This window comes from uncultured Gilliamella sp. (assembly GCA_945271295.1).
Taxonomy (GTDB): domain Bacteria; phylum Pseudomonadota; class Gammaproteobacteria; order Enterobacterales; family Orbaceae; genus Gilliamella.
Map to the genome: position 1 here is coordinate 1 of CALYPG010000011.1, position 19,384 is coordinate 19,384.

Sequence of the window (19,384 nt, forward strand, 5' to 3'; positions counted from 1 at the left end):
TTTTTATTGTCACCATTATTTTAGTTAAGATTCGCACTTAGTACTTGAATTCAAGCAGGTTGATATTTGTTATAGTTTAGGTTAGGTGCAGCTACTGAGTTTTAAATCATCAATCTCTCAGTGTTCATTACCAATCACCAAATTTTAAAGCCTGCTTCCAGCAGGTTTTTTTATGCTTAAAGCCTTTTCAAATAAGCCTTGCAATGAGTTTTTCTTATCAAATGATTTCAACCAAAATCAACCCAAATCAAGTTAAAAAATGGATATAAAAGTGGATACATTTGGTTCGATAATGGTGTGTATTCTTAAATTGCCTTTTGAGATTTATTCAGCAAATCAAGGGGACAATCCCTTCGGGTTTAGAGCACTCTTCTCCAAATGCATATGCCGGAATGCCTAGCCCCCCTGACAAATTCCATATCTGTTTAAGCCAGTCAATGCTAACTTCAACAATTAGATCATTGACTGAAAATGGAGTTTCATAAGGATCAAATAAAGGTACTTCTGGTTGTAATTTATTCTCAATAAATTTCACATCAAAAAGTTCACGATACGGTTCTATAGCTTTATTGAGCACGTATAGATCTGGTCCGATAAGGTGAATCATGATAGAAAACATACCCTCTTCATCCTGAGTCGGATGAATACCAACTTCAACCGATCTAGCTTTTTCGGGTAGAATAGGTTTAATACTATTAATCTTAGCAATAGCATCTTGCGTATGCATATTAAGGATACTTTGTAGTATTGTCGTATATTCAGTTTTCGTCATAACTTATTTCTCTTAAGTTAGTCGACCCTGCTTTATATTTGATAAATTACGGGGTTTTTAATGTCTGCTTCTTGTTTGAAGATTTACATAATATAGCTCATAAACGACATGATTGTCCGCTTAAATTTGAGCTAATATAATTAACTTGTACCAACTGCGACCGTATTTTACAAGCCTTGTTGATTAATTCTTTAATCTTTTTGTGTTAGATATTAGATATATTAATTTTATATTAGTTAAAAATTCTTGAGTTTTTAGCTGGATATAAGTGCTTTTTTATCTTATATTCAGAGATTAAATTTGGGATACAACCTCGGATACATCATCTACCTAAAATCCCCCCAACTTGATAACTTCAATACTTAACTCGTATTTTCGATTCTTCATCCATTATTAATCACCAAATTCTAAGGCCTGCTTCAACCAATTTTATGTCTAAAGCTTTTTTGGTAATAATTGTTGGACTAATTCGTCAAGTACGCTTGCAATTCATCAAATAATCGGACATTCTTGGTAGGTAAGTAAGTTACCTTTCAAATTTTGGAGATTATTTGCATCCAAATTGTTGCGTTTACTATCACTTAACATATCGTTAACTTGACAAATATTGACGGGTTAATTAAATTGTCGCCTCCATAATTTTTTTGAATTGAAGATTATGTATGACACCTCAGAAATTATTGCCAAACGGGGCATTTGAGGTCAATTGCTGCATTTTGCCAATAACTGTAAAGATAAAATCATTGATCAAAATGCCATGCCTTATGGACTGACATCCGCGTAGTATAAAACATTACTTCATATTGTTTTTAGAAATTTGATAACACCGATGGCACTTAGTCATGCATTACCTATTGATAATGCAGCAATAAGGCGTTGGCTCGATCGTAGAACAACCAGGGTTTTTAATTCACATCCGAGGTAAATAAGATAGACGGCAAATTAACATCATATTAACTCAACAAGGTGAACAAATAAGTAAAAAATCCTCCCAATTTTGGTCAATGCTTTAATCAATTAACCAGCCAATTAAGTCATGTAGAAATAATGCAATTACAAGCATTGCTTAAAAAAATGTTACTCACTAACGGCTATTTAGCCAACAACTTTGAACATAACAATATAGATGAACTAAATGACAACAGCACAAATAAAAGATAAACAAAAAATGACACAACAACGCAAAAAAACGCTCACTATTTTACTGGTGATTATTTTATTAAGTGGTTTAATCATCCTCGCGTGGTATTGGTTTTATGGACGATGGTATGAAAGCACTGACGATGCTTATGTAAATGGTAATATTGTGCAAATCACGCCGTTGATTGACGGTTCAGTAGTGAGTATAACTGCCGATGATGGTGATTTGGTAAAGCAAGGGCAACTCCTTGTGGCACTCGATCCTAATGATACCGAGATAGCGCTGCAACAAGCTAAAGCTAATTTAGCTAATAGTGTAAGAAAAGTACGGAGCTTATATCGCACAGTAGATAGCTATCAAGCGCAGCTTAATAGTAGTCAAGCAACCTTAGAGAAGGCGGAACAAGATTATGAACGCCGTAAAAAACTGATTGCACAAGGTGCCATATCTCATGAAGAGCTAACACATTCACGGGCGACACTCCAAGAAGCGCAGGCTAATTTTAATAGCATCTTACAACAACTGCAAAGTAATAAGGTGTTAATTGATAATACCAAGATTGACACCCATCCTGATATTCTTACCGCATCGGCGCAACTAGAACAGGCTTACTTAAACTGGTTAAGAAGTGATTTAATTGCGCCAGTTTCAGGTTATATCGCTAAACGTTCCGTTCAAGTTGGGCAACATGTCGAAAAAAGTAAACCGTTAATGGCGGTTATCCCACTTGATCAAGTATGGGTTGAAGCCAATTTTAAAGAAACCCAATTGCAATATATGCGTATTGGCCAACCGGTTACTTTAAAAGCCGATATCTATAGTGATGTGGTATATCACGGCAAAATTGCAAGTTTAGGTGCGGGTACAGGCAGTGCTTTTGCTTTACTTCCGGCTCAAAATGCCACGGGTAATTGGATTAAAATAGTACAACGCGTGCCAGTTAAAATCCAATTAGATCCTAAAGAACTGCAACAGCATCCGCTACGAATAGGCTTATCAATGGATGTAAAAGTTGATTTACACAACCAAGATGGAGCGGTTTTGGCACAGCAATCACCTGCTACACCGGTATTTTCAACCGACATTTATCATCAACAACTGGTTGCAGCCAAAAACATGATTAAGCAGATTATTGCCCAAAACGCAAATACAGATAAATAAACAATGATGAATTCACAACAAGCTTTATTTAGACCCGCGAACCTTGTTTTAGCCACAATTGCTATTTCGCTCGCCAGCTTTATGCAAGTGCTTGATACCACAATCGCGAATGTGGCATTACCCACTATTGCAGGAAATCTGGGCGTTAGTTCTGAACAAGGAACCTGGGTTATTACCTCGTTTGCGGTATGTAATGCCATCACTCTCCCACTTACTGGCTGGTTATCAAGACGAGTCGGCGAAGTTAAATTATTTATTGGTGTGGTACTGCTATTTGTTATTACTTCTTTCTTATGTGGTATTGCTACCAGTATGACAGAATTGATTGTTTTTCGTTGCATGCAAGGTGCTGTAGCGGGGCCACTCTATCCAATTGCACAATCTCTTTTATTAGCCATTTATCCCCCCGCTAAGCGAGGTATGGCACTGGCTATTTTAAGTATTGTCACCGTTGTTGCCCCTGTTGCCGGGCCAATATTGGGTGGTTGGATTTCGTATAATTATACTTGGCCATGGATATTTTTTATCAATATCCCCTTTGGTCTTTTTGCAGCTGTTTTTGCTTATCAACAGATGAAAGCTAAACCACAAATAACTTCGCGTTTACCCATTGATTATATTGGATTAATCAGTTTGGTAATTGGTGTTGGCGCGCTACAAATTGTGTTAGATAAAGGTAATGATCTGGATTGGTTTGAATCAAACTTTATTATATTTGGTTCTGTAATTGCCGTTATTGGTATTGCATTTTTTATCATTTGGGAATTAACCGATGTAAACCCTATTGTTAACTTAAAACTGTTTATTAATAGAAACTTTAGTATTGGTTGTTTTTTATTGATATGTGGTTATTCTGGCTTTTTTGGTATTAACTTGCTGTTACCGCAATGGTTGCAAACTCAAATGGGTTATACCGCCACTTGGGCAGGCTTGGCTGCAGCTCCGATTGGTTTTATTCCTATTTTATTAACGCCTTTTTTAGGGCGCTACGCACATTATTTTGATATGCGTTTATTGGCTAGTTTAGCGTTTATCGCCATTGGTATTAGTTGCTTTATGCGAGCGGGATTTAACACGCAAGTCAATTATCAGCATATCGCTTTTGTTCAGCTCTTTATGGGGCTTGGCGTGGCACTATTTTTTATGCCGGTAATGTCTATTATTTTATCCAATATTAAGCAGCATCAAATTGCTGAAGCCTCAGGCTTAGCGGCTTTTTTACGTACCTTAGGCGGTAGCTTTTCAGCGTCATTAACCTCATGGATTTGGACGAGGAATGCCAGTTTACATCATGCTTATCTTAGCGAAAGCATAACGCCTTATGATCCAACCACACAATATGCCCTAAATCAATTAGGTGGGCAATCAGTTGAAAGCTACGCAAAATTAGAAAATATAGTGAATACTCAAGCCTATATGTTATCAACCATTGATTATTTTAACATGCTAGGTATTGCTTTTATTCTGCTCATTATTGTTGCTTGGTTAGCATCACCAAGACAAAAACAATAGTGAACTTAACTTGCTTTTTTGCATTTTTATAAAGGCTACTACCATGCACTTTGCTAAAGAGTTGAGTGCATGATGATTATCAAAATTTAAGACCTGCTTTTAGCAGGTTTTTTTATGTCTAAAACTATCTATCTTGTTGTACAACGCAATAAAGTTTAACTGAAATCAACCATAATCAAGCAAAAAAGCTAATTTTACATGATTAATTTGATGATTATTTTATCTACACTAATTATAATACATTCTTTAAAAATCAATTAGTAAGTGACAAATACTGTAATAAGTTGAGATTCATACCTTAACTCAAAGAACATATAAGTATGTTCTTTTTTAACATTTTCGTTAATATGGATTTATGAATTAAAAGTGGCGTAATTTTTGCATATTTATCTGTTACATCGTACTTAACTGTTGTTATACTCATGTTAAGTTATGTTCAAAAAAATGGAATGTTATTGTAAATTCCTATGCCATAGCGTAGTTTTATTTATGGTGCATTTTTGCACTATATTTGTGCGATAGATGGTAAAAATATAGATTTAATCAAGGTAAAAGTTAATTGTTGTAAAAATTTAGATGTTTACTAAATCTGTCTTTTGAAAAATATCAGAAATACGACGTTCTCAGCTTTGTTTAAGTGTTACAAAATAGGTTTAATACAATTAAATAATTGGGGTGATTTTATGAGTAATCTAAGGAAATATAAACGTAAATTCTTGTTGGGCGCAGGGCTGGCAACTATGCTCGCTAGTGCACAACTTCATGCTGCAGGGACGCTAGTTTATTGTGCAGAGGCTTCACCTGAAACATTTAATCCACAGTTAGTGACAAGTGGTATTTCAATGGATGCGGGTGCAGTGCCTGTATATAATCGTTTGGTGGAATTTAAATTAGGTACTACTGAAATCGAACCTGCTTTAGCTAAATCTTGGGATATCAGCCCAGATGGGTTAACTTATACTTTCCATTTACGTGATGATGTTAAATGGCATGATAATAAAGAATTTAAACCAACACGCAATTTAAATGCTGATGATGTTCTTTTTACATTTATGCGACAAAAGGATAAAAATCATCCGTACAACAAAGTTTCTGGTGGTCAATATGTTTACTTTGATAGTATGGGATTACCAGATTTAATTAAAGAGATTAGAAAGGTTGATGATCATACGGTCGTATTTGAGTTGAGCAAACCAGAAGCGCCTTTCTTAGCTGATTTAGCAATGTCCTTCGCTTCAATTTTATCAGCTGAATATGCTGATGCCATGCTTAAAAATGGTACCCCCGAAAAGGTTGATTTAGTTCCTGTTGGTACTGGTCCGTTTACTTTTGTTCAATATCAAAAAGATTCAAGAATCCTTTATAAAGCAAATCCAGATTATTTTGGCCCTAAAGCTAAACTTGATCGTCTAGTTTTTTCAATTACGCCAGATGCTGCAATTCGTTATGCTAAGTTACAAAAGGGAGAATGTCATGCTATGCCATATCCAAATGTAGCAGATGTTGAACGAATGAAATCAGACAATAATATTGTTGTTCAAGAAATGGCAGGCGTGAACATTGGTTATTTAGCCTACAATATGGATAAGCCACCACTAGATAATTTAAAAGTTCGTCAAGCATTAAATTTGGCAGTGAACAAAGATGCAATTATTAAAGCGGTTTTCCAAGGTGCTGCTGAACCAGCTAAAAACTTCATTCCACCATCAATGTGGGGTTATAACGATGAAGTAAAAGATTACCCTTACGATCCAGCACAAGCAAAAGAATTATTAAAATCAGCAGGTTTAGATAAAGGGTTTACTATCAATTTATGGGCAATGCCAGTACAACGTCCATATAATCCAAATGCACGTCGTATGGCTGAAATGATTCAAGCGGATTGGGCTAAAATTGGTGTAACTGCTAAAATTGTTACTTATGAATGGGGCGAGTATTTATCTCGTATTCGTAATGGTGAACATGATGCAGTGTTAATGGGATGGTCCGGAGATAATGGCGATCCTGATAACTTTTATTCTGTTTTGATGAGTTGCGATGCGGTTAAATCAGGTCAAAACTATTCACATTGGTGTTATAAACCATTCGATGATTTATTACAACAAGCTCGAATTGAACCAAATCATGGAAAACGGGTTGAGCTCTATAAACAAGCACAAGTTGAGATGCATGACCAAGCACCTGCATTAATGATTGCTCACTCAATGGTTTATATGCCAGTACGTAAAGAGGTTAAAAACTATATTATGGATCCTTTAGCGTTACATAACTTTAACCAAGTTTCTATTGAAAAATAGCATTTCTAGTGATTAACCATACAATGTGTGGTTAATCACGGCGTTGGGTTTAACTGAATTTAGTATCATAAATATCTTATTTTAATAACAACATAAATTTTATCTATTTTATAAACTATAATTTAGAAGCAATACTTAAGAGCCACTACATGTTTCAATTTATTTTAAAGCGGTTAGGCGTACTTATTCCGACTTTTATTTGTATTACACTGCTGACTTTTATTTTTGTTCATCTTATTCCGGGTGATCCCATTACCGTTCTTGCTGGAGAGCGAGGTCTATCGCCAGAACGTCATGCCGAATTAATGACTCAATTAGGCTTAGATAAGCCGCTGTATGAGCAATATTTTCAATACATTATTGGAATGTTGCATGGTGATTTAGGGATTTCTTTTAAAAGCCAAATCCCGGTATGGGATGAATTTGTTCCCCGATTTAAAGCAACTTTTGAACTCGGATTTTGTGCGATGCTGTTTGCCATTAGTTTCGGGATCCCCATCGGGGTTCTCGCAGCAGTGAAACGCGGTTCAATATTTGATCACACAGCAATAGGCCTGTCTTTAACGGGTTATTCCATGCCAATTTTTTGGTGGGGAATGATGCTCATTATGTTAGTCTCTGTCCACTTAAATTTAACCCCAGTATCAGGTCGTGTTAGTGACATGCTTTTTTTAGATGACAGTCAACCTTTAACCGGATTTATGTTAATTGATACTTTTTTATGGGGTGAAAAGGAAGATTTTATTGATGCTGTTAGCCACTTAATTTTACCGTCAATTGTATTAGGTACTATCCCATTAGCAGTAATAGTGCGCATGACTCGCTCTTCTATGTTAGAAGTATTGAGTGAAGACTATATCCGAACGGCACGAGCTAAAGGCGTTAGCAGAATACGGATTGTCCTTATCCATGCATTACGTAATGCTATGATTCCGGTGATTACTGTCATCGGATTACAAGTTGGTTCAATGCTTGCAGGTGCAATACTGACCGAAACCGTCTTTTCATGGCCCGGGATTGGGCGTTGGTTAATCGAAGCGCTACAACGTCGAGATTACCCTGTTGTGCAAAGTGGCGTGTTAATTGTTGCAGGCATGATTATTTTGGTGAATTTATTGGTTGATATGTTGTACGGCGTTATCAATCCCCGTATTAGACATAAATAAGAGTGTGTTTACAGATGAATAAACAGGTTATTACTGAAGCAACCAATACGCAAGAAACCAGTACGGTTGCCCCTAAACCATTAACGCCTATGCGTGAGTTCTGGTTTTATTTTTCACAAAATAAAGGTGCGGTTGTTGGTTTAGCCTTTATTGTTATTGTGGTATTACTGGCTATTTTTGCTAATTTTGTTGCGCCACATTTACCTTCTGAACAATTTAGGGAAGCATTATTAGCGCCACCAGTTTGGATGGATGGTGGCAGTTGGCAATTTATATTAGGGACAGATGATGTAGGGCGAGATATCTTATCCAGACTCATTTATGGTGCTCGTTTGTCTTTATTAGTTGGTTGTTTGGTTGTTATTATCTCACTGATTTTAGGGATTACATTGGGTTTGATAGCAGGTTATGTAGGCGGTTTTTTAGACAACATAATTATGCGTGCTGTTGATATCATGCTTGCCTTACCCAGTTTATTACTTGCTCTGGTTTTAGTTGCAATATTTGGCCCGTCTATTGTTAATGCCTCAATAGCATTAGCTTTTGTTGCGTTACCACACTATGTCCGCTTAACTCGCGGCGCAACACTTGCTGAAATTAATAAAGATTATGTTATTGCTTCCAGAGTTGCTGGGGCTGGCGCCTTACGGCAGATGTTTATCAATATTTTACCAAACTGTTTAGCACCATTAATTGTTCAAGCTTCATTAGGATTTTCCAATGCAATATTAGACATGGCTGCATTAGGTTTTTTAGGCATGGGGGCTCAGCCACCAACACCAGAATGGGGAACCATGCTTGCTGATGTATTGCAATTTGCTCAATCAGCATGGTGGGTTGTTACCTTTCCTGGCTTAGTCATTTTAATGACAGTATTAGCCTTTAACTTAATGGGCGATGGTTTGCGAGATGCGCTTGATCCTAAATTGAAACAGTAATGGAGATTTAATTATGGCATTATTAGAAGTAAAAGAATTATCTGTTCAATTTTGTGGATTTAAAGCGGTAGATCACATTAGTTATGATGTTGAACAAGGACAAGTTGTTGGCATTGTTGGTGAATCAGGTTCAGGAAAATCAGTGAGTTCATTAGCCATAATGGGATTAATTGATTTTCCCGGTAAAGTCAGTGCAAATGCATTACATTTTGATGGCAAAGATTTGCAACAGATCTCAACCAAAATGCGGCGTAAAATCGTGGGTGCTGATGTCGCAATGATCTTTCAAGATCCAATGACTAGCTTAAATCCATGTTTTACCATAGGTTACCAAATCATTGAAACCTTGAAAATCCACCAAGGCGGTAGCAAAAAAGCACTCAAAGCCAGAGCGATTGAATTGCTTAAATTAGTAGGTATTCCTGATGCAGAAAATCGATTAAACGTTTATCCGCATCAGTTATCTGGCGGCATGAGCCAACGTGTCATGATCGCAATAGCAATTGCATGTAACCCAAAACTCTTAATTGCTGATGAACCAACAACCGCACTAGACGTAACAATTCAAGGGCAAATTATCGAGTTATTGCTTGAGTTACAACGTAAAAATAATATGGCCTTAGTGCTTATTACTCATGACTTAGCATTAGTGTCAGAGGCTGCACAAAAAATTATTGTAATGTATGCTGGGCAGGTCGTTGAAATAGGTGATGCTGAAATTATCTTTAAAATACCATTACACCCTTACACACAAGCATTATTACGCTCGTTGCCTGAATTTACTCAAGATAAAGCGCGGTTAGCATCATTATCGGGTGTCGTTCCGGGCAAATATGATAGGCCAACGGGGTGTTTACTCAATCCTCGTTGTCCTTATGCTACCGAACGTTGTTATACCGAGGAACCTGCATTAATTCATTATTCTGCAACTAGGCAAGTAAAATGTCATTATCCATTATCGAGCGAAGGGATACCACAGTATGAACAATAATATGGCAAACAATATTGGAAATAACGAATTACTGCTTGATGCCCGCAATTTGACCAAATATTATCCTGTTAAAACGGGTTTTTTTGCTGAACCAAAACAAGTTAAAGCCGTTGATGGGGTATCTTTTACATTAGGTAAAGCCAAAACGTTGGCAATTGTTGGTGAATCAGGCTGTGGTAAATCCTCATTAGCAAGATTATTGACCATGATTGAAAAGCCTACATCGGGGGAACTTTATTTTAAGGATCAAAATTTATTAGATGATGATCCACAAGCACAAAAATTGCGTCGTCAAAAAATCCAAATCGTTTTCCAAAATCCATATTCATCATTGAATCCACGCAAAAAAATTGGTTCTATTTTGGAAGAACCACTTATTATTAATACTGATTTAACAGCTAGTGACCGTAAAGCAAAAGTACTATCAATGATGCAAAAAGTGGGATTAAAAGAAGAGTTTTATAACCGTTATCCACATATGTTTTCGGGTGGGCAACGTCAACGTATTGCTATTGCAAGGGGATTAATGCTTGATCCTGAAATAGTGGTTGCTGATGAACCTGTTTCAGCATTAGATGTTTCTGTACGTGCACAAGTGCTAAATTTAATGATGGATCTACAACAAGAACTCGGTTTATCATATATTTTTATTTCTCATGATCTTTCAGTTGTTGAGCATATTGCTGATGACGTAATGGTGATGTATTTAGGTCGTTGTGTAGAACAAGGGCGGAAAGATGAAATCTATCACAATCCTAAACATCCATACACTCAGGCTCTATTATCCGCCACACCAAGATTAAATCCAGATCTTAGGCGAGATAGAATTAAATTAGAAGGGGAGTTACCAAGCCCGCTTAATCCTCCTTTGGGTTGTGCGTTTAATGCTCGGTGCCGTTTGGCTTTTCCACGTTGTACCATTGAACAACCTCAGCTTATTAATCATAACGAACATAAAATTGCGTGTTTCTGTGTAGAGGGGAATCATAACAGCGCAAGCTAATCTCTTATTCTTTTACGAATAAAGGTTAGTAAGGTAGTGGTATGTTTTATCATCTAATGCTTACTAGTTAGGTATAAAATGATAAAACATACCTCATAACGCTTTGTCATTATTATCAATTAAGTTGGTTCTATCTAAAATATCAGTACACCCCAACCCTTTTTATATAATTTTACTTCTCTTTGCAGTTAACAAATTGTGATATTGGTTGTTTTATGTTAGTTTCGTACTCCTTACTCACATAGAATACTTATTGGTTTAACCAAGGTTTGTTTATGTCTAATTCATCGGCTAAAAAAGTGGCTTTTGCTGCTTTTATTGGTACCACCATTGAGTGGTATGATTTTTATATCTATGCGTTGGCATCGGTATTGATTTTTGGGCAACTATTTTTCCCTGCGGATAATGAATTCGTGCAAATTTTAGGGGCTTTTGCTACCTTTGCGGTTGGTTTTTTATCGCGTCCTTTCGGCGCCTTGTTATTTGGGCATATTGGTGACCGTTTAGGGCGTAAAAAATCGCTGATTATTACCTTATTATTAATGGGGATTGCCACTACTTGTGTGGGATTATTACCGTCTTACCAAGAAGCGGGTATACTCGCGCCCATATTATTGGTAGCCTTGCGCATTTTACAAGGTGTTGCCGTTGGTGGTGAGTGGGGCGGTGCCGTCTTGATGGCCAATGAACATGCGCCAAAAGGCTTGAAAAATTTCTTTTCATCGTTTGCCCAGTGGGGCAGCCCGGCCGGAAATATTTTAGCCTTACTGGTTTTTTCTTATATCATTCGCTTACCCATTGCGGAGCTAATTAATAGTGGCTATTGGCGCATTCCTTTTTTAGCCAGTTTTATTCTGTTAATTATTGGTATTATTGCCAGAGTGACCTTAACTGAATCGCCTGTGTTTGTTGAATCATGCAAACAACAAGCAAACTTAAAGCAAGAATCTGCTCCAATTATTGAAGTCTTTAAGCGAGCCACACCGCTATTAATTTTATCGATTGGTGCCAATGTGCTGTCATTTAGTGGGATTTTTTCCAATACCTTAATGATAGGTTATACCACGCTGGCATTGGGTGTTGAGAAAGGCATGATTGTTGATGCGCTATTTTGGATTGCCATTGTCCATTTTGTTGCACAACCTTTTATCTCCTATTTTGCTGAAAAATACTCGGCAACACGCTTTTTAATTTGCTCTGCCATCTTGGCGATGGCATCGGTATTCTTATTATTCCCGATTATTCAGCAAGGCACAAAAACTAGTTTTATTATTGGTATTTCGTTAAATGTGATCTGTTACAGCGGCTTTTATGGTGTGATAGCGGGATATTTAAGCCGAATTTTCCCTACCCGAATGCGTTATACTGGGCTGTCAATGAGTTATCAAGGCTGTGCGGCGATTTTTGGTAGTCTAATCCCAATGATTGGTGGCTATATTATTTTTGCATACCAAACTTTTTGGTTACCGTTGGCCTTGTTTTATTGTGGTTTAGCACTGATATCAATTATCTGCATCTATCTTTTAAGTCACTATCACTATTATGATGAGTAATAAGGCAACTATATGAAAACCGTTTTATCCATTCAATCGAATGTTGTTTATGGTTATGCTGGTAATAAAGTATCGACACTGGCGATGCAATTACAAGGTGTCGAAGTGATGCCGATCCATACCGTGCAGTTATCAAGTAATACGGTGTATCCGGATTATGATGGCATTGTGCTGGGTGCTCAGCAAATCACTAGAATCGTCAATAGTTTAGAAAAAATTGGCGTATTGTCATCCATTGACGCCATTATTTCGGGGTATATCGGCCTTGCCGAACAGGGTGAAGAGATCCTTGAAGCGGTAAAAAAGATTAAATATTATAATCCTAATGCTATTTATGTTTGCGATCCGGTTATGGGCGGCGACATCAATAAAGGCAGTTCACTACCGCAAAATATTATTGATTTTTTCACTAAGCAAGCAATCAAACATGCTGACTACATCACGCCTAATTTATTAGAGTTACAAATATTATCAAATCTTGAAATCAAGACTTTTAACGATGTGCTTAAAGCCATAAAGATACTGCAAAACCAGCCGATTCAAGCCATATTAGTTAAAAATTTACTGCATGCTGGTAAAACAACTGAGTTATTTGAAATGATATTAGCCACGCCATCGCAAAGCTATCATCTGGCTCGACCATTGTATGACTTTCCACACCGTCCATTGGGGGTGGGGGATTTAATTTGTAGCCTGTTTACTGCGCATTTAGTTAATGGACAATCCCAATTAACCGCCTTTGAACTAGCCGCCAACGCCGCCAATCACGTCCTGGACATCACCAAACAACAAAATGCCCGAGAACTAGCGATTATTGACGCGCAAAAGTGGATCAAAAATCCTGATTTGCAGTATCGGGGCACGGAGTTGGTGTTGTAGGACTGAGATATTTAGAGGTGTTTACTTGTAATCCAATTTAGCCAAATACTTTTATAAGCAACAATATTTATCTGTTTTGTGCAAAAAATATAGTTTTTTATGGTTAGTTTAGTTAAGCGTTTTTATATGTAATTAAAGCTAATATAGTGCAACGAAAAATAAACTGAAAGGAAAAAACAATGAAAAAGTCATATAAATTAAAAGATTATATTTTAAAATATCCTGTTCTATTTTGGGTAGTAGCTCTAACCTATATTGTAAGCGTAATTATTCTTACTGTATGCAAGCGAGATGTTGAGGCTCTCTATTTTATTGTTTCTTATGCCATTATAGGTATAGTGTTTACAATTTATTATTTATTTTTTGCGAGTAAAGAACAGAAAGACTTTACAAAAAATTGGTTTAAAATTGTATTTATACCAACGAAAAAAATCTCCTCTCCAAAAACATTACATCGAATATTAACTTTATCTGGTTGGGGAGCTATATTTTGTATTTTAGCTTCCCTTTCATATTTATTTAAATTACCTGGGTTCTCTAGTTTAGTATTTTTTATATTACAAATTTTAGTAACTATACCGATATTAATAATTTATATAGGTAAAGAAAGAATTAATTCTTTTATTGATAAAATTAAATTTGGTACTTTTTTGGGAGTCATATTAAGTTTTACATATCTAGTAATAGATTTCATTAGTAAAACTCGTGGACGAAGTTTTGTCACCAATACAATATCGGTTTTACCTGAGCAAGTTCCTACTATAACACAAGGTTTACAATGGTTTTGCTTCATTTTAATAGCAAGTACAGCTTTACTTTTTATAGTCATTTTTTTGGTAGATTTAGTAAAAAATAAAAAACTTTTAAATAAAATATCTTTTATAACTTATTTTCTTGTATGTATAAGTGCTGTTTTACCTTGTCATTTAATTATTTTCAATGCAATAGTTATTATTGATGTAGTTATTTCTAAAACCTATGATGCAGATACAGTACTTTATTTTAAATGTGATAACAAGATTATAAAAAACGTGCCTAACGATACAGCCAGATATTTGAAAGTTGATGAACAAGAATTTCGAGCATTTTATTTTGAAAAAGATAAAAGTAATATTCAAATGACAACTTATTTTTGTAATGGCTCAGATTATATTAAGGTTGATATTCATAAATAATATTAAAAATAAACCGTCATTTTATAACCATAAATACTGAAATATTAATAATTAATTTTCAGTATTTATGATAGGTATATTACAAACTATATTAATTAAGAATATTATGCATGCCGGTAAACAACTGAGTTATTTGAAATAATATTAGCCACGTCATCGCAAAGCTATCATCTGGCTCGACTATTGTATGATTTTCCACATCGTCTATTGGGCGTGGGGGATTTAATTTGTAGCCTATTTACTGCGTATTTAGTTAATTGACAATTCCAATTAACCTCTTTTGAACTAGCCGCCAACGCCGTCAATCACATCCTCGACATTACCAAACAACAAAATGCCCGAGAACTAGCGATTATTGACGCTCAGCAGTGGATTAAAAGCCTGATTTGAAGTATCGGGGGGGGGACGGGAGTTGTTGATCATAATAAGCTGGTTAAGGTAGTGCACTAATTATGGCAATTGGTATGTAAAGGGATGAATTGTTTCTTTTTCATTCTATTAATGTATCTATTTTATTTAGTAATTCATATAAAATCTTATATAATTTATTTAATTAAACAGCATACATGTTATGTCGCTTTATAACTAGTTTATTAATTTAGTACGGAGGTTAAAGCATGGAACAAAAGGTCAAAAATAAAATTAAAGAAGCATTTGATTCATTGTTAAGAGCTGATTATTTATCTCTTGATAAAGTGAATGAGTTGACGGAGTTGAGTGATTATTATGTAGATATTTTTAATACCACTGCTAGTATTCTTCAAAAACAAGATAGTTATATATCTGGTAGGAGAGGGACAGGAAAAACTACAGCTCTTTTAAAAGGATATTACGAATGTTTAAAATCGCTTAAAAATAATTCTGATTTTTTAGAAAGAAAAATTTTACCTATATACATTGATCTTAGTAGCTGTGGTGATTTATTTGATAGTGACAATATTGAATTGTTTGAAGTTCATTTTGTAAGGCAAATTATCGATTCTTTAAAAAGACAACTTGAATCTTTTTATGACGAAAAAACACTTTTAGTTTTCAAAAAGGACAATCCAGCATTAGATGACCTTGAGTATATCGAAAAAATGCTTATTAATGGCAATTTGTTGTCACGCTCAAGAGATGAAAATATTACCTCTAAAAGTGCAACATCTGACACAAATTCATTTCAAGCAAACCTCTCCTTAAAAGATTTAAATATTTCTGGTAAAGCCGGCCAAAATAATTTGAATGAGTATAGTAAAACTTATATTCAAACTAGAGGTGTTAATGTTCAAGAATTTTTGAACAAAATTAATGATATTTTGAAAAAATCTAAGATAGATTATACATATCTATTTCTTGATGAATTCTCCGATCTAAATTCAGAATATCAAGCTAAATTTTCAAGACTTTTAAAAAGTTTTCTTGGTTCTAAAACAAATTTATTTATAAAAATAGGTGTCATTACAGATAGATTTGATTTTGGTGATAAAATCATAATTGGACGAGATATTTTCCCTATTCCACTTGACCTCAATGAACATGTTGAACGTTTAGGAGGATTGTCAATTGCATTAAAAAAATTGGAAGAAACAATCCCACTTTTGATTCAAAAACGATTAGATGCTTATCTTCCCCAAATTACATTTGATAGTCTTTTAAAGGGTAATAAGACAGAAATTATTGCTCGTATTGCCAGAGAGTCAATAGGAGTAACAAGAACTGTAGGAATGATTCTTCAAAATGCTTGGAAACAAGCTGAGAGTATTGATTGTAAAATAGGGCTTAATGAAATTAATTATGGAATACGTTCAGCTAGAAGAACATATCAGAAACAATATGAAGGTGCTCTTAAAAGAGGATTGATACCAGGATTTTACAACGACTTATGGAATGCCCTTACAGCAAAAGCTATTAAGGAAAAAGAAAAAAACCCGACCAGACCTGCAAGTCACATGTTAATTGATCCCAATAGAAAAGAATATTTTAATGTATTTAAAGAAAATTTTTTAATTCACCTATTAGAAGAAGGGCGTTCTTCAAAGTATGGTGGTAATTATAATTTATATGCTTTTGATTTTGATATCTGTTTAGACCTTAATATCAAATATGCAGAAAATAAAGATGAATATACTGCAATAAGATTCGTTTATGATACAGTTTTAGCAGACTATGATAGTTATTTTACCAGTACAAAACTAAAAAGTTATAAATGCCCAATATGTAATGCTATATATGCAGAACAAGATGTAGCTAAAGCAAAAGTAAAACGATGTTTTGAAGATGACAGTGTATTAGACGAAATTGTTCATCAATCATTTGAAATTGTTCAAGGTAATTTCGCGGAAGTAGAGGTCAAAATTTTAGGATTAATAGCTACTTTAAAACCAGATGAAGCAATGACAGCTGTAGAAATTGCCGATTCAGTTGGTTGTACAAGACAGAAAGTATCTGCTTGGTGCTCACGAGTCTTAGCTCCCAAAAAACAAATATTTATTAAAAAAGGTGATAAAAATTATTATTATGGCGAAGAAGAATAATTAACTCTCAGAAATAGAGAGCTCAAGAACTTTTAATTAGCTCTCTTTCCCCAATATCTTATTAACTTTTCTTACAGATATATCCATAATCTTAGCAATATCCTCAACCGAAACCCCTTTTTCCAACAATGCATTAATCAGTATTTTCTTTTCAGTCTCAGCTTTTTCTTTTATTTCTTTTGCTTTTTGTTGAGCCGTTTTCGTCTTATCCCTTTCAACCGCTAACTTCTCTTTAGCAATCAGTTTTTCTTCCCTGCGAATGCGTTCGATAACTTGGTACGTCGGGACGTATTTTAGGCTTTGTTCTAACTCGTCCATAAGCTTAGTACCACGAAAGCTGATATAGGTTTTTGGGGTGATAATGAGGTGGTCGACAAGGTCGATATTTAAAATGCGTCCAACTTGAATTAATCTGTCAGTGATATCTTTATCTGCTTCGGACGGAGTCAGCGATCCTGAAGGATGATTGTGAACTAAAATCACGCGTGAGGCGTTTTTCATCACTGCAACACGAAACACATTCATCGGTTCAACATCGACCGATTTAAACGTACCAAGCGCAATGAGTTCAATATACAGGATATAACCCGCTTGATTCATACCAATCATCCACAGGTGTTCCTTTTCTTGGTCGATCTTGTTTTCACGCAATAATACGCGCTGCATAATATTGTAAACATCATCCGTACCTTCAATATAGCGTTTGTCGTGTTTGGTCAGTTTAATATCCATCTTGTTACCTTATAAAATCGCCCGAAAAATAATATAGCATATTCTGTTTAGGCTTGGCAGTTGTTAATCAAAACGGATAATAGACGTTGATAACTATTTATTGATTTAATAACCATAAATTATTTAATATCAACAAGCTAACTTGAGGAATTATACTTATATAAAAATCGTTAGACGGGTTTTAGTTGGTAAGGTTTGGGCATTCTTCCTGGTGAGTTTATCGGTTTTTTATACCTGGCGAAGGGGCATAATTTATTGTTGCTTCAACGCAATCTTATTCCTTAGTTTTTGCATCGCAATAATCGAGTAATGACAACATAATAAAATTGCCGGATATATTATAAAATTGAGGGTTACCGCTGATGTGATACCCAACAATCCCATAATAAGATCTAGATTAAAAACCACTTTTTTAGTATCTTCCATAACTAATATTGAGACAATAAGTGGCATTGGGGGAATTATAATACCAATTGGCACGCCTAAAATGACTAATCCGAGTGGTCGTTTTATTTTATTTAAAAGAAAGATTGAAATCAGAATAAAACAGAAATAACACAAACCATAACATATCAAATAATATAATTCTGGTGTACGATGTTTTGCGATAATCGCTCGATAACACCACTCATAACTTAGATAGGCACCTATCAAATTAAATAACAATATAATCAATAAGTTAATTATTTTCATTAGGTTGTCCTTTTTTGTCTTCAATCTCTTTGACCGCTTCTTCCAAAGAGCCTGGCTTATAATAAAGTTCTTGTAGACCATATTCATCTAGAACAGATGAAACGGCATATGCGCAATATGGTAAATAAAAAGGAGCAATTGCATAATTACCATTAATAATTCTTTTTTCAATATTAAGCGCTTGATCTCGTGTTAAAGTAATTTCGCGTTGAGAAACGTAATCGCCAGCTTTTGCATGGTATTTTACAAACTCTGCTATTGAAAAAGGAATACTACCATCATCATAAAAAGCTTCCGCTTGTCCTCGATATTGCCGCATATAATCCCCATTGGGATCAAAAATTAAAGGTGTCTTGCCTTTAATATGAATGTATAGTGCAGAATGAGTACCATATCCTAAAATGTCATTTCTTACAGTAAATAAATATGCTTCTACTTCTTGTTGAGTATCTTTTACGGCTTTATTATTTAAATTATTATACATTTCATTTTTTACCGAGGTATGTGTCATATTGATAAAATTGCTGTTTTCTTTTTCCACATCAACAAAAATAGTACTTTTAGTTGCTATAATTTTATTACAACCTACCGGAGAACATCGACATGCAACAATACAACCGTCATAAGCAGCTGGTTTACCAGCAACAATATAATTATAAGTACCCTCAATAATTTTCCCGACACTTTCACATTTAGGACAGGACACATAATCGCCTATACAAGCTATACCTTGATTTGCGCAAAAACCTTGACTCGATGCTGAAATGACTCTGCCACCAGTAGTGGTATAATCACCAAGAATAGCTACCTGTTTACTCATAACAACATCTTGTTTAATATTGATTCAATTTCTTT

Annotated in this window: 15 protein-coding genes; 11 read left to right on the forward strand and 4 right to left on the reverse strand. The window is 35.1% G+C overall.

Going from position 1 to position 19,384, the window contains the following annotated elements; all coding sequences use genetic code 11:
• Positions 1-328: 328 nt before the first annotated feature.
• Positions 329-772, reverse strand: a complete 444-nt coding sequence (locus Q0K76_RS07115) for a DUF6389 family protein (RefSeq protein ID WP_294613545.1) — start codon at positions 770-772, stop codon at positions 329-331.
• A gap of 1,135 nt (positions 773-1,907) precedes the next feature.
• Between Q0K76_RS07115 and Q0K76_RS07120 the strand changes: the two genes are divergently transcribed.
• From Q0K76_RS07120 to Q0K76_RS07170, 11 genes are all read left to right on the forward strand, one after another.
• Positions 1,908-3,074, forward strand: a complete 1,167-nt coding sequence (locus tag Q0K76_RS07120; protein WP_294613547.1) for an EmrA/EmrK family multidrug efflux transporter periplasmic adaptor subunit — start codon at positions 1,908-1,910, stop codon at positions 3,072-3,074.
• A 3-nt stretch (positions 3,075-3,077) separates the two neighbouring features.
• A complete protein-coding gene (locus tag Q0K76_RS07125) occupies positions 3,078-4,586 on the forward strand; it encodes a DHA2 family efflux MFS transporter permease subunit (protein WP_294613550.1) in 1,509 nt (502 codons plus the stop codon).
• Between the two features lie 683 nt (positions 4,587-5,269).
• On the forward strand, positions 5,270-6,883 hold the full coding sequence (locus Q0K76_RS07130) for an ABC transporter substrate-binding protein (protein ID WP_294613553.1): 1,614 nt from the start codon (positions 5,270-5,272) through the stop codon (positions 6,881-6,883).
• Between the two features lie 149 nt (positions 6,884-7,032).
• Positions 7,033-8,049, forward strand: coding sequence for a dipeptide ABC transporter permease DppB (gene dppB / locus Q0K76_RS07135; protein ID WP_294613558.1), 1,017 nt, complete (start codon positions 7,033-7,035; stop codon positions 8,047-8,049).
• Positions 8,050-8,063: 14 nt separating this feature from the next.
• The gene (dppC, locus tag Q0K76_RS07140; protein WP_294613561.1) at positions 8,064-8,987 is read left to right on the forward strand and encodes a dipeptide ABC transporter permease DppC; all 924 of its coding nucleotides are present in this window, start codon (positions 8,064-8,066) and stop codon (positions 8,985-8,987) included.
• Between the two features lie 13 nt (positions 8,988-9,000).
• Positions 9,001-9,978 carry a dipeptide ABC transporter ATP-binding protein gene (gene dppD, locus Q0K76_RS07145; protein ID WP_294613564.1) on the forward strand — a complete coding sequence of 326 codons (978 nt, stop codon included), beginning with the start codon at positions 9,001-9,003 and terminating at the stop codon, positions 9,976-9,978.
• A complete protein-coding gene (locus tag Q0K76_RS07150) occupies positions 9,968-10,981 on the forward strand; it encodes a peptide ABC transporter ATP-binding protein (protein ID WP_294613567.1) in 1,014 nt (337 codons plus the stop codon). Before dppD ends, Q0K76_RS07150 begins: the two co-directional genes overlap by 11 nt.
• 275 nt (positions 10,982-11,256) lie before the next feature.
• Positions 11,257-12,534 carry an MFS transporter gene (locus Q0K76_RS07155; RefSeq protein ID WP_294613570.1) on the forward strand — a complete coding sequence of 426 codons (1,278 nt, stop codon included), beginning with the start codon at positions 11,257-11,259 and terminating at the stop codon, positions 12,532-12,534.
• Between the two features lie 12 nt (positions 12,535-12,546).
• Positions 12,547-13,413 carry a pyridoxal kinase PdxY gene (pdxY, locus tag Q0K76_RS07160; RefSeq protein ID WP_294613573.1) on the forward strand — a complete coding sequence of 289 codons (867 nt, stop codon included), beginning with the start codon at positions 12,547-12,549 and terminating at the stop codon, positions 13,411-13,413.
• A gap of 179 nt (positions 13,414-13,592) precedes the next feature.
• Positions 13,593-14,588: a hypothetical protein gene (locus tag Q0K76_RS07165; protein ID WP_294613576.1), complete on the forward strand. Its 996-nt coding sequence runs from the start codon at positions 13,593-13,595 to the stop codon at positions 14,586-14,588.
• Positions 14,589-15,205: 617 nt separating this feature from the next.
• On the forward strand, positions 15,206-17,104 hold the full coding sequence (locus tag Q0K76_RS07170; protein WP_294613579.1) for a hypothetical protein: 1,899 nt from the start codon (positions 15,206-15,208) through the stop codon (positions 17,102-17,104).
• A gap of 36 nt (positions 17,105-17,140) precedes the next feature.
• On the opposite strand, the gene Q0K76_RS07175 is transcribed toward Q0K76_RS07170, so the two are convergent.
• From Q0K76_RS07175 to Q0K76_RS07185, 3 genes are all read right to left on the reverse strand, one after another.
• Positions 17,141-17,836 carry a JAB domain-containing protein gene (locus tag Q0K76_RS07175; RefSeq protein WP_294613582.1) on the reverse strand — a complete coding sequence of 232 codons (696 nt, stop codon included), beginning with the start codon at positions 17,834-17,836 and terminating at the stop codon, positions 17,141-17,143.
• Positions 17,837-18,088: 252 nt separating this feature from the next.
• Positions 18,089-18,529, reverse strand: coding sequence for a hypothetical protein (locus Q0K76_RS07180; protein WP_294613584.1), 441 nt, complete (start codon positions 18,527-18,529; stop codon positions 18,089-18,091).
• A complete protein-coding gene (locus Q0K76_RS07185) occupies positions 18,516-19,349 on the reverse strand; it encodes a PAAR domain-containing protein (protein WP_294613587.1) in 834 nt (277 codons plus the stop codon). Before Q0K76_RS07185 ends, Q0K76_RS07180 begins: the two co-directional genes overlap by 14 nt.
• Between the last annotated feature and the right edge of the window lie 35 nt (positions 19,350-19,384).